Below are 12,751 nucleotides of genomic sequence, written 5' to 3' on the forward strand. Positions count from 1 at the left end.
TTCACCAGGAGAACAGCAATGTCCATCCGCACCACCTTTGCGGGTATCGCCACGGTCGCGGCCAGCGCCACCGTGCTCACCATCGCCTCGCCGGCCATGGCCGACTACACCGCGGCTCCGAACGACTCCGTCCAGGGCCAGGCCGCCACCGGCGACGTCCTGGGCTTCGGCTCCGACACCACCGAGATCTCGGTCTTCAAGGTCGCCGACGCCTGGAACAAGCAGGCCGTCGCCCCGGCGTTCAAGATCGCCACCTACCAGGCGGGCGCCCAGCCGACCTCGGGTCCGGCCAACACGATCACGCTGCCCAACGGCACCGTCATCAACCGCCCGAACGGCTCCGGCCAGGGCAAGGCCGTCCTCTTCGGCGCCAGCAACCAGGCCGAGGCCGACTTTGCGCGCTCCTCGGGCTCGCTGAGCACGGGCGCCGGCTCGGAGCAGGCCGCCGGCCTCCTCCAGATCCCGTTCGCCGTCGACACGCTCGGCATGGGCGTCTCGTCGACCGCCACCAACGCTCCGGCGTCGCTGACGATCGACCAGATCTACAAGATCTACTCCGGTCAGGTCACCGACTGGTCGCAGGTCGGCGGCAAGGCCGGCACCATCAAGGCCTCCGCCCTCCAGGGTGGTTCGGGCACGGGCAAGTTCTTCAAGGACGCGCTCACGGCGTACGCCCAGGGGCGCGGCACGACGTTCTCCTACGGCCCGGCGATCGACACGACGTGGCAGGAGCACTCCGACACCAACGTCAAGGACGACCCGAACGCGATCGCGCCGTTCTCCATCGGCCGCGCCGGTCTCCTCGGTGGCACCGTCCACATCGAGTCGGGCTGGTCGAAGAAGCGCGCCGTCTACAACGTCGTCCGTGGCTCGCAGAGCACCGACGCCGGCCTGAAGTGGGGCGCGGACAGCAACGTCCTCGAGTCGCTCTTCGGCACCGACGGCTTCTTCTGTGACCCGGCCAACGCTGCCGCGATCGCTGCCGGTGGTCTCCAGCAGATGCTGAAGCCGGCTGACGGTGGCGCCTGTGGCCAGGCCATGACGTCGGCTCCGGCCGCGTCGCAGCTGGTCTCGGAGAAGGTCGCCACCACGACGACCGTCGCCGACACCGGTGACACCGCTGGCACGCTCGGCGTCACCGCGACCGTCGTCGGCGACGGCGTCACCGCCCCGGCCGGCACCGTCGACTTCTTCGTCGACGGCTCCGCCACCGCGGCCGTGTCCAACGTGGCCGTCACCGATGGCAAGGCCGTCGCCGCGATCGACGGTCTGACCGCCGGCGCGCACCAGGTCGTCGCCAAGTACGCGAAGTCCTACGGCACCGCGTTCATCAACTCGGAATCGGCCTCGACGGCTGCCAACGTCCGCACCGCGTCGTCGGTCGCGCTGGCCACCTCGCCGGCCACCGGCAAGTACGGCACGGCCCGCACGCTGACCGCCACCGTCACGGGCGCCACCACCGGCACCGTCGCGTTCAAGGTCGGCACCTCGGCCGCGGTCAACGCGGTCGTGACCAATGGCGTCGCCACCTACACGGTGCCGGCTTCGAAGTCCGCCGGCACGTACGCCGTCTCGGCGACGTACCTGCGCACGGACGCGGTCGCCAGCTCGTCGGCGTCCGCCAGCCTGGTCGTCGCCAAGGCCTCGCCGGTCATCTCGGAGTCCTTCCCGACGGCCACCTCGGTCGGCGTCGCCGGCAAGGGCACGATCAAGGTCGCCATCTCGGGCAGCACCGTCTACCCGACCGGCACCGTGCGGGTCTACCTGGGCACCAAGCTGCTCAAGTCGGCCACGCTCAGCTCCGGAAAGGTCGTCGTGACCCTGCCGAAGCTCACCAAGGGCGCCCACACGCTCACGATCAAGTACCTCGGCTCCACCAACGTCAACGCGGGCTCCAAGTCCTTCTCGATGACGCAGCGCTGATCCACCGTTCCGTCCCCGCCGGCGTCCGCGTCGGCGGGGGCGGAACACCCCCAGCCTTCTCCCACACGAAACGCAGGACCATGACGAACCCGACGATCGACGAAGACCGCCCGACGCAGACCATCCCGGTCGTCGGCGCGCCCCTCCTTGGCACCGGCCTGCCGGCGCCGTCGGCCGACCGCACGGTCGCTCCCGCACCCGGCGGCCTCGCCGAGCTCGAGGCACGCGACATCACGGCCTGGTTCGGCGACCGCATGGTCCTCGATCGTGTCTCCCTGACCATGCCCGCCGGCGGCATCACCGCCCTCATCGGCCCCTCCGGCTGCGGCAAGTCCACCTTCCTGCGCATTCTCAACCGCATGCACGAGCTGGTGCCGTCGGCCCAGCTCGCGGGCCAGGTGCTCCTCGACGGCACCGACATCTACGACCCGCAGATGCGGCTCATGGACGCCCGCCGTTCGATCGGCATGGTCTTCCAGAAGCCGAACCCGTTCCCCGCTATGTCCATCCGCGAGAACGTGCTCGCCGGCCTGAAGCTCACCGGCACCAAGGCCTCGAAGGCCGACAAGGACGACCTCGTCGAGTCCTGCCTGATCAAGGGCGGCCTCTGGAACGAGGTCAAGGACCGCCTCGACGCCCCCGGCGGCGGCCTCTCCGGTGGCCAGCAGCAGCGTCTGTGCATCGCGCGCTCGCTCGCGATCAAGCCGCGCGTGCTGCTCATGGACGAGCCGTGCTCCGCGCTCGACCCCACCTCGACCCGCGTGATCGAGGAGACGATGCTCGAGCTCGCCAACGAGGTCACGATCGTCATCGTCACGCACAACATGCAGCAGGCTGCGCGCGTCTCCGACACGTGCGCCTTCTTCCTCGCATCGCAGGGCACCCCCGGCGTCATCGTCGAGCACGGTGACACCAACGCGATGTTCACGAACCCCCAGGACGAGCGGACCGCGGACTACGTCAACGGTCGGTTCGGCTGACGGGCACCGATGCGCGCCCTGTTGACTGTCGCTGTAATGGGCGGCATCGGGATGCTGGCGGCCCCTGCTCTGGTTGCAGGGGCCGCCAGTGACACGTCCGTGGACCCCGTCGCCAGCACGGTCACGCCCGTCTACGAGACGGCACCGGTGGCCTACGCGAGTGCGGCCTCCGTGCCCCGTGCCACGACCGTTGCCGGGCGCGGTGACGTCGACCCGGCATGGTCCCGGGATGCCGCGGCGCGAGCCGGTATCCCGGAGGTTGCCGTCCGGGCCTATGCGCGCGCTGAGCTGATCCTGCGGGGGACCGACCCATCGTGCGGGCTCGGCTGGACCACGCTCGCCGGACTCGGCTACGTCGAGTCCCAGCACGGCACGATCGGTGGCCGCGCCCTGCTGCCCGACGGCCACTCCTCGACACCGATCCTTGGACCGGCGCTCGACGGCTCGGGCGACTTCGCGGCGATCCCCGCCTCGCCGACGTCCACCCAGTGGCACAACGACCCGCAGTGGGACCACGCGGTTGGCCCGATGCAGTTCATGCCGTCGACCTGGGCGCGGTGGACCTCCGACGCTGACGGCGACGGCATCGGCGATCCCAACGACATCGACGACGCGGCGTACGCCGCCGGGCGCTATCTCTGCGCGGACGGGCGCGACCTGACCTCCGGCTCCGGCTGGGGCGCCGCCGTCTTCAGCTACAACCACTCCGCGGCGTACGTCGACCAGGTGTACGCCGCCGCGTCGGCGTACTCGCAGCGGACGAAGTAGGGCTCAGCCCACGCAGCTCGCGGCGATCTGCGTCGTGCCGGTCCACGTGGCGACGGCGCCGGGACGCATACCGCCCGTGCGGGTGAGCCGGACGTTCGCCGTCACGGTGACGCAGTCGTCGGTCCAGAGCTGGGCGACGTTCTCATGGCCTCCGAGCCCGTGCTTGGTCACCGACGAGGACTCGACGCCGTCACTCACGGTGACCGTCGAGGAGACGTACTTCCAGCCCCGGGGTGCCTGGTCGAAGAAGAGCGAGCCGCACGCGAGGCCGGGGTCGCTCGTGCCGTGCGGAGCCGGTGTCCAGCCGCCGGTGACACGGGCGTCGATTGCCGGCTTGTCCGCCCCGGGGCGGAGCTTGGCGGTGTCCGACGCGGTGCAGGTCGGGACGTGCGGCGCGGAGGCGGCCGGACGCGAGTCCGCGCCGGACGCGTCGGAGCAGGCGGCGAGCGGCAGCAGGCAGAGGAGGGCGAGGGATCCGAGGCGTCGCATGTGCACAACCTAGGCCGGACCCGGCGCCAACTACGGCAGTGACCTGCGCTCACGCCGAGGGCAACGGCGCGTCGGGCTCGACGCGCCGTCCGGCACGGTCGCGCGTCTGCGCACCTGCCGTACTTGGCGCCGCAGAGGCTGTCGGTGGCCGCCCGTAGACTTCGGGGACACCCCGACTCCCGCTGGAGATCGGGCTTTCGTGCTTGTCCCCAGGAGCTCTCGTGGCGCAACTGACCACCCTTGCTGACGCCGTTCTCGCCGAGCCGCACCTCGCCCGCGCGCTCAGCGAGGCGGGCGACACGACCGCGCTCGAGCTCACCGGCCCTGCAGCGCTGCGCCCGTTCGCGGTCGCCGGTCTGGCGCGCACCGGGCGCACGGTGCTGGCCGTGACCGCGACCAGCCGTGAGGCCGAGGATCTGGTGGCGGAGCTGGGCTCGCTCATGAAGCCCGAGCGCGTGGGCTACTTCCCGAGCTGGGAGACGCTGCCGCACGAGCGGCTCAGCCCGCGCAGCGACACCGTCGGCCGCCGCCTCGCCGTGCTGCGCCGGCTGGTCCACCCCGAGGGCGACGACCGGATCAGCGTGATCGTGGCACCGGTCCGCTCGGTGCTCCAGCCGCAGGTGAGCGGCCTCGGTGACCTCGTCCCGGTCGAGGTCGCGGCGGGGGAGACCCACGAGGTCGAGGAGGTGGCCCGACGGCTTGCCGACGCGGCGTACACGCGGGTCGACCTGGTCGAGAAGCGCGGCGAGTACGCCGTCCGCGGCGGCATCGTCGACGTCTTCCCGCCGACCGAGGAGCACCCGGTGCGTGTGGAGTTTTGGGGCGACGACGTCGAGGAGATCCGCTCCTTCTCCGTCGCCGACCAGCGCACCCTGGAGAAGGTCGAGCGGCTCTGGGCGCCGCCCTGTCGCGAGCTGCTGCTGACGCCCGACGTCCGGGCGCGAGCACGCGCGCTGGGGGAGCAGCACCCGCAGCTCCGCGAGCTCACCGAGAAGCTCGTCGAGGGCATCGCCGTCGAGGGCATGGAGTCACTGACGCCGGCGCTCGTCGACGACATGGAGCTGCTGGTCGACCTGCTCCCGCAGCAGAGCACGGTGCTCGTCCTCGACCCCGAGCGTGTGCGCGCCCGGGCCCATGACCTGGTGGCGACCGCCGACGAGTTCCTCGCGGCGAGCTGGGCCGCGGCGGCGAGCGGCGGCGAGAGCCCGATCGACCTCGGCAAGGCGTCGTACCGCGAGATCAGCGAGGTCCGGGATGCGGTGATCGGCCGCGCGAAGGCATGGTGGACGCTCAGCCCCTTCGGCATGGCCGAGGAAGGTGACGACGGGCTCGAGGGCGACATCGTCGTCCCCGCACAGCCTGCGACGGCGTACCGCGGCGACCTCGAGGCCGCCGTCCGCGACATCCGCACCTGGCTCGCCGACGGCTGGACGGTCGCGATCGTCCACGCCGGTTCCGGCCCGGCGCAGCGCATGGTCGAGGTGCTCGCCGAGCACGACATCGCCGCGACGCTCGCCACAGAATCAAGCGACTGGCCCAAGCCCGGTGTCGTCGGCAGCCTCACGGGCGCCCTCGACCACGGCCTGGTCCACGCCGGCAGCAAGCTGGCCATCCTGACCGGCGACGACCTCACCGGCCAGAAGTCCTCCACCCGCGACATGCGCCGGATGCCGGCACGCCGCAAGAAGCAGATCGACCCGCTCGAGCTGAAGGCCGGCGACTTCGTCGTCCACGAGCAGCACGGTGTCGGCAAGTTCATCGAGATGAAGCAGCGCGAGGTCGGCGGCGCCACCCGCGAGTACCTCGTCCTCGAGTACGGCGCGTCCAAGAAGGGTCAGCCCGCCGACCGGCTCTACGTCCCGGCCGATGCGCTCGACCAGGTCACCCGGTACGTCGGCGGCGAGGCGCCGTCGCTCGACCGGCTGGGCGGTGCCGACTGGACCAAGCGCAAGGCCCGCGCCCGCAAGGCGGTCCGCGAGATCGCCGCCGAGCTGATCAAGCTCTACGCCGCACGGCAGGCCACGAAGGGTCATGCGTTCGGACCGGACACCCCGTGGCAGCGAGAGCTCGAGGACGCCTTCCCGTTCCAGGAGACGCCAGACCAGCTGAGCACGGTCGACGAGGTCAAGGCCGACATGCGGCGCGTCATCCCGATGGACCGGCTGGTCTGCGGCGACGTCGGCTACGGCAAGACCGAGATCGCGGTGCGTGCGGCATTCAAGGCGGTGCAGGACGGCAAGCAGGTCGCGGTGCTCGTGCCGACGACGCTGCTCGTGACGCAGCACCACTCGACGTTCGCCGAGCGCATGTCGGGCTTCCCGGTGCGGCTGGCGCAGCTGTCCCGCTTCCAGACGGACAAGGAGGCGAAGCAGGTCCTCGAGGGCCTGGAGAACGGCTCGATCGACATCGTCGTCGGCACCCACCGCCTGCTCGGCTCGGAGGTCCGGTTCAAGGACCTCGGACTGATCATCGTCGACGAGGAGCAGCGGTTCGGCGTCGAGCACAAGGAGCAGATGAAGCGGCTCCGCACCTCGGTCGACGTCCTCGCGATGTCGGCCACCCCGATCCCGCGCACGCTCGAGATGGCGATCACCGGCATCCGCGAGATGTCGACGATCCAGACTCCGCCGGAGGAGCGTCACCCGGTCCTCACCTACGTCGGCGCCTACGAGGACCGCCAGGTCATCGCCGCCGTGCGCCGCGAGCTGCTGCGCGACGGTCAGGTCTTCTACATCCACAACCGGGTGCAGTCGATCGAGAAGGCTGCCGCGCGCATCCGCGAGCTGGTGCCCGAGGCGCGCGTCGCCACGGCGCACGGCCAGATGAACGAGAAGCAGCTCGAGCAGGTGATGCTCGACTTCTGGGAGAAGCGCTTCGACGTCCTCGTCTGCACCACGCTCGTCGAGTCCGGTCTCGACGTCTCCAACGCCAACACGATGATCATCGAGCGCGCCGACATGCTCGGCCTCTCGCAACTGCACCAGCTCCGTGGTCGCGTCGGCCGAAGCCGTGAGCGGGCCTACGCCTACTTCCTCTACCCGGGGGAGAAGCCGCTCACCGAGACCGCACACGAGCGGCTGGCCACCCTGGCCCAGCACTCCGACCTCGGCGGCGGCATGGCGATCGCGATGAAGGACCTCGAGATCCGCGGCGCGGGCAACCTGCTCGGCGGCGAGCAGTCCGGCCACATCGCCGACGTCGGCTTCGACCTTTACGTACGCCTGGTCGGCGAGGCCGTCGCCGAGTTCAAGGCCGATGGGTCTGCACCCGACGTCCTCGACGAGGTCCGCATCGAGCTGCCCGTCGACGCCCACCTCCCGCAGGACTACATCCCGACCGAGCGCCTGCGCCTGGAGATGTACAAGCGACTGGCCGAGGTCCGCAACGACGATGACGTCGTCGCGATCAGCGAGGAGATGCTGGACCGCTACGGCAACCCGCCGACCTCCGTCACGAGCCTCCTCCAGGTCGCGCGCTTCCGGGCGCGTGCCCGCCAGGCCGGGATCTCCGAGGTCACGATCGCGGGCAAGCACGTGCGCTTCGCGCCCGTCGACCTGCCGGACTCCAAGGTGGTCCGCCTCAACCGGATCTACAAGGGCTCGCTGGTCAAGCCTGCGACGAGCACTGTGCTGGTGCCACGGCCGCTGACGAAGCCCATTGGTGGCCAGCCGATCCGCGACCTCGAGGTGCTCGAGTGGGCGCGGCTGGTGATCGACTCCGTGCTCGACGCGCAGGACTGACGCACCGGGGGCAATGGCCCATCGGGACCGGATACCGCTGGTGTCCGGACCGGGGGCGCACCCACTCCGGGTGGGCCTAGCGTGGGTCCATGGACCCTCGGCCGGGCCAGGACTCCGAGCTCCAGCGCCTGTGGGCGGAGATGGAGACCGGCCACATGGAGGACGCCGCCACCACCGCGGCGCGCCTCCTCGTCGGTACGCCGGAGCGGTCGGTGCGTGCCGAGGTCGAGGGTGTCATCGGCCTGATGCTGCTGCGTACGGGAAGGCTGGCGGAGTCAGCGGCCCGCATGCGGGTGGCCGCCGACCTCGCCACGGTCCCGGCGGTGAAGGGCCTGTACCTGGCGCGCGCTGCGTCCGCGAACTTCCTCAGCGGCGACGTCGACGCCTGCCACCTCCTCGCGGCCCAGGCGCGGATCCTCGGCGAACGCGGGCGCGACCCCAACGTCGTGGCTGAGGCGCTCGCCGCGGAGGCCGCCGTCGTGCACGCCCGCGGGGACCCGGTGGCGGCCGCGCGGCTGGCCCATCGTGCCCGTGACGCTGCCGGACGCGAGGGGCCCGGGGCGGTCTCCCACGCTGTCACCGCGATCATGCTCTCCGCAGCCTGGCTCGACGCCGACCGGGTCGCCGACGCCGAGAAGGCCCTGGACGACGCGATCGAGGTCGGTCGGCTGGCCGGGATCGATCTCGCTCTCCCGTGGCTCCTCGGCTTCCGGGCAGTGGCGCGGTTCGTGGCCGGCGACTGGGGCGGCTCCGAGCGGGACTGCAGCCAGCTGGTGACGCTCGCCGAGGCGACCGGCAACCTCGTCGCCAGCCCCATCGGCTGGGGAGTGGCCGCACTCGTCGCCGCCGGCCGCGGCGACTCCTTCTCCGCCCGCGAGCTCGTGGCCACGGCGGGTGTCCACCGCCTCAGCGCCGTCGGCTCGTACGGCGAGGACTGGCTGCTGCTGGGCCGGGCGGTCGCTGCCACGTCGGCTGCCGAGGGGCACCGCCATCTCGTCGGTGCCTGGTACTGCAGCCGACAGCGCCCCTGGTTCCTGATGTGGCGGCTGATCGCGCCGACCCTGGTCCGGTCGGCACTGCGCGTCGGAGACCATGAGCTGGCGGTCGACGTCGCACGCGTCGCGGAGAACGGGGCGGCGCTGATGCCGCTCGTGGCCGGGGCACGGGCCTGCGCTGACCAGTGCGCCGGGCTCGTGGCGGACGACCCCGAGCGCCTGGCCCGCGCCGTCGCGGCGTACGCCGGTGTGGGTCGGCCGTACTGGAAGGGCAAGGCGCTCCTCGACCTCGCCCGCTGCTGGATGGGGCGCGGTGAGTCGGCACGCGCCCTGCCGCTGTTGCGTGAGGCGACGGACATCTTCCACGACCTCGACGCGACCCGGGCGGCGGCGCAGGCCGGGCTGTTGCTGGCGCACGCCAGCGATGCATCGTCCCGGTCGGTGCCGGTGGCTGATCCGCTCGACCGCCTCACCCGTGCCGAGCGGGCGGTGGCCGCGCGGGCAGGGCGGGGCATGACCAATCCGCAGATCGCCGAGGAGCTGTGCCTGTCGGCTCGCACCGTCCAGGCGCACCTCTCCAGCGTCTACGCCAAGCTGGCGATCGCGTCGCGGGTGCAGCTGGCCGCCCTCGTTGCTGGTGCTGAGGGCCTCCACGGGTGACCCCAGTACGGCGGGCCCCCGGTGCCACTGGGGTCCGCGGATACGCCATCCGGCGGATGCCGACGGGCAGCCCACAAGAGGACGGTGGGACCACGCCCCGACAAGGAGACCCCGATGTCCCACGAACTCCCGACCTACGTCGCCACTGCCACGACCGGCTCCGGTCACGTCGCCCGCCATGCGGTCGCGACCGTCATCTCGCCGCGTCAGCCGGCCGAAGCGACGTACGACGAGCGGCCGCTGCGCGCGCTCCACCAGCGGTGGGTGACCGTCGTCGACGGCTGCTTCGAGACCGAGATGGAGTGCGGCGACGGTGAGCCGGTCGACGCGCTCCGCGTCGCCTGGGCACACGCCCTCGAGCACTCCGCGGACATCAAGCGCGAGCTCGACACCTATTCCGGCGACCCGCTGCACGACCACCTGACCGAGCACCACCTGCTGCGCCTGGCGCAGGCCACCGGGATCCTCCGGCCGGGTCACTCGATGCACGAGGCTCTCGACGAGATCGAGGGGCTGCTGCGCAGCGTCGCGCCGGCTGCCGCGGAGCGCAGCACCTGGCTCGGGCGCCGGCGGCGTGCGGCCGAGGAGCGCCGGCTGATCATGGCGTCGATGCGTCCGTCCTGACGGACGCGCCGACCCGGATCGCGTGCACTTCGTGGTCCCACCGGGTTTGATGGCACGGTGACCCACGTACGCCGGGTGGCCCTCGCCGCCCTCGCCCTCGCCGCCGTCAGCGCCACCTCTGCCTGCTCCGGTGGCCCGGCGCTCCATCCCGGTGATGCTGCGGTGGTCGACGGCCACGCGATCCGTCTCACCACCGTCGACGACCTGGCTGCTGACTTCTGCACGCTCGAGGAGCCGGGACTCGCGCAGCAGGGCGCGGTTCTCCCGATGGCGCTGCTGCGCAGCGCTGCAGCGGAGACGCTCGTGACCGATGCACTGCTGCCGGCGTTCGCGAAGGAGGTCGGCATCGACATGGCGACGGTCCGTGACGGCGTACGCAAGGAGGCGGCGAAGCAGGCCGCGACGCTTCCCGAGGACATCCGCTCCGTGGCCACCGCGCGGCTCGAGCTCGAAGGTGCCCGTCAGGCCGTGCTGCAGCTGGTCGGGCAGGCCGGTGCCCAGTCCCCGGATCAGGCGGTGGCGCTCGGCGCGCAGCTCTTCAAGGCGTGGCGCGCGAAGCAGCACATCGACCTCGACCCGCGCTTCGGTGCCGTCGACCTCGACGCCCTCCAGTGGGACGGCGCCAACGGATCCCTCTCGGTGCCCGCCGACGACGCAGCCGCGCCGCTCGACCAGAAGGCCGCCGCCGCGCTGCCCGCGGACCAGCGCTGCGGCTCCGTCGCGGGATGACAGCTCCCGGCACGCCGGCCGAAGCCGGGGGAGAGGGGCTCGTCGAGTTCCTCGCGCTGATGCGGGTCATGCGTGAGCGGTGCGCCTGGAAGGGTGCCCAGACCCACGAGAGCCTCGCGCCGTACCTCCGCGAGGAGGCCGACGAGGTGCTCGAGGCGATCGCTGAAGGCGACCCGCAGCACCTCTGCGACGAGCTGGGCGACCTGTTGCTGCAGATCTACTTCCACGCCGCCATCGCCGAGGAGGCGGGCGCGTTCACCATGGACGACGTCGTCGCGGGCCTGACCGCCAAGATGCGTCGCCGTAACCCGCACGTGTTCGGCCCCGAGGCGTCGTCGGGGCGGGTCTACACCCTCGAGGAGATCGAGGAGATGTGGCAGGCGGCGAAGGCCGCCGAGCGCGAGCTGTAACGCGGTGTTCTCGCCGCCACCGCGGGGTTGCAACACCGCAGGCGAGACGAGAACACCGCGTTACAGGTCCACGCGCCGCGCCGCCTCCCGAGCCCCACGTCGTACGCCGATAGGCTGGCCCGCGACAACATCCCTGTCGTAACCCAGGAGCAAGAGTGGCTTCCATCGCTGCCGTCGGCGCCCGCGAGATCCTCGACTCGCGTGGCAACCCCACCGTCGAGGTCGAGATCCAGCTGGAGGACGGCGCGTTCGGTCGCGCCGCAGTCCCGTCCGGCGCTTCCACCGGTGCCTTCGAGGCCGTCGAGCTCCGTGACGGTGGAGACCGTTACGTCGGCAAGGGCGTCGTCGGCGCGGTCAAGGCCGTCGTCGAGGTGATCGCCGACGCGATCATCGGTCTCGACGCCGAGGACCAGCGCCTCATCGACCAGACGATGCTCGACCTGGACGGCACTGCCAACAAGGGCAAGCTCGGCGCCAACGCGATCCTCGGCGTCTCGCTCGCCGTCGCGCACGCCGCCGCCGACTCGGCCGGTCTCCCGCTCTTCAAGTACGTCGGCGGCTCCAACGCCCACGTCCTCCCGGTCCCGATGATGAACATCCTCAACGGCGGTGCCCACGCGGACACCAACGTCGACATCCAGGAGTTCATGATCGCGCCGATCGGCGCCCCGTCGTTCGCCGAGGCCCTCCGGGTCGGCGCCGAGGTCTACCACACGCTCAAGGGCGTCCTGAAGGAGAAGGGCCTGGCCACCGCGGTCGGCGACGAGGGTGGCTTCGCGCCGAACCTCGAGTCCAACCGGGCCGCCCTCGACCTCATCGCGGAGGCGATCGCCAAGGCCGGCTACGAGCTCGGCAAGGACGTCGTCCTCGCGCTCGACGTCGCCGCGACCGAGTTCTGCGAGAACGGCTCCTACACGTTCGAGGGCCAGCAGAAGTCGTCGGCCGAGATGATCGCGTACTACGCGGACCTCGTCGCCAACTACCCGATCGTCTCCATCGAGGACCCCCTCGACGAGGAGGACTGGGACGGCTGGAAGCAGATCACCGACGAGCTCGGCGGCAAGACCCAGCTCGTCGGCGACGACCTCTTCGTCACCAACACCGAGCGTCTCGTCCGCGGTGTCACTGGTGGCCAGGCCAACGCCATGCTGGTCAAGGTCAACCAGATCGGCTCGCTCACGGAGACCCTTGACGCCGTCGAGTACGCCCACCGTGCCGGCTACAAGAACATGATGTCGCACCGCTCCGGCGAGACCGAGGACGTCACGATCGCCGACCTCGCCGTCGCCACCAACTGCGGCCAGATCAAGACCGGCGCCCCGGCCCGCTCCGAGCGCGTCGCAAAGTACAACCAGCTCCTCCGCATCGAGGACCAGCTCGGCGACGCGGCCCGCTACGCCGGCGCCTCGGCGTTCCCGCGCTACCAGGGCTGA

Annotated in this window: 10 protein-coding genes; 9 read left to right on the forward strand and 1 reads right to left on the reverse strand. The window is 71.4% G+C overall.

The window, feature by feature from the left end; all coding sequences use genetic code 11:
- The first annotated feature begins 18 nt into the window (after positions 1-18).
- The 3 genes from EPD65_RS07820 (at position 19) to EPD65_RS07830 (ending at position 3,671) form a co-directional block, all read left to right on the forward strand.
- Positions 19-1,923, forward strand: coding sequence for an Ig-like domain repeat protein (locus EPD65_RS07820; RefSeq protein ID WP_131582885.1), 1,905 nt, complete (start codon positions 19-21; stop codon positions 1,921-1,923).
- Positions 1,924-2,177: 254 nt separating this feature from the next.
- Positions 2,178-2,903, forward strand: coding sequence for a phosphate ABC transporter ATP-binding protein (locus EPD65_RS07825; protein ID WP_207891462.1), 726 nt, complete (start codon positions 2,178-2,180; stop codon positions 2,901-2,903).
- A gap of 21 nt (positions 2,904-2,924) precedes the next feature.
- A complete protein-coding gene (locus EPD65_RS07830; protein ID WP_243640500.1) occupies positions 2,925-3,671 on the forward strand; it encodes a lytic transglycosylase domain-containing protein in 747 nt (248 codons plus the stop codon).
- A gap of 3 nt (positions 3,672-3,674) precedes the next feature.
- Here EPD65_RS07830 and EPD65_RS07835 read toward each other — a convergent pair whose 3' ends face one another.
- Positions 3,675-4,160 (reverse strand): hypothetical protein, encoded by a 486-nt coding sequence (locus tag EPD65_RS07835; RefSeq protein ID WP_131582888.1) that lies wholly within the window; start codon positions 4,158-4,160, stop codon positions 3,675-3,677.
- Between the two features lie 221 nt (positions 4,161-4,381).
- Here EPD65_RS07835 and mfd point away from each other — a divergent pair, with 221 nt between their 5' ends.
- From mfd to eno, 6 genes are all read left to right on the forward strand, one after another.
- Positions 4,382-7,900 carry a transcription-repair coupling factor gene (gene mfd / locus EPD65_RS07840; protein ID WP_207891460.1) on the forward strand — a complete coding sequence of 1,173 codons (3,519 nt, stop codon included), beginning with the start codon at positions 4,382-4,384 and terminating at the stop codon, positions 7,898-7,900.
- Positions 7,901-7,989: 89 nt separating this feature from the next.
- Positions 7,990-9,555 carry a helix-turn-helix transcriptional regulator gene (locus EPD65_RS07845; RefSeq protein ID WP_131582890.1) on the forward strand — a complete coding sequence of 522 codons (1,566 nt, stop codon included), beginning with the start codon at positions 7,990-7,992 and terminating at the stop codon, positions 9,553-9,555.
- Between the two features lie 114 nt (positions 9,556-9,669).
- Positions 9,670-10,179, forward strand: coding sequence for a hypothetical protein (locus EPD65_RS16220; RefSeq protein WP_165872931.1), 510 nt, complete (start codon positions 9,670-9,672; stop codon positions 10,177-10,179).
- Between the two features lie 57 nt (positions 10,180-10,236).
- Entirely contained in the window at positions 10,237-10,908 is a 672-nt protein-coding gene (locus tag EPD65_RS07855) for a hypothetical protein (protein WP_131582893.1), read from the forward strand.
- Complete coding sequence (locus EPD65_RS07860) at positions 10,905-11,318, forward strand: MazG nucleotide pyrophosphohydrolase domain-containing protein (RefSeq protein WP_131582894.1); 414 nt, start codon at positions 10,905-10,907, stop codon at positions 11,316-11,318. Before EPD65_RS07855 ends, EPD65_RS07860 begins: the two co-directional genes overlap by 4 nt.
- Before the next feature lie 155 nt (positions 11,319-11,473).
- Positions 11,474-12,751, forward strand: coding sequence for a phosphopyruvate hydratase (gene eno, locus EPD65_RS07865; RefSeq protein ID WP_131582896.1), 1,278 nt, complete (start codon positions 11,474-11,476; stop codon positions 12,749-12,751).

This window comes from Nocardioides jejuensis (genome assembly GCF_004337475.1).
In the GTDB taxonomy this organism is placed as follows: domain Bacteria; phylum Actinomycetota; class Actinomycetes; order Propionibacteriales; family Nocardioidaceae; genus Nocardioides; species Nocardioides jejuensis.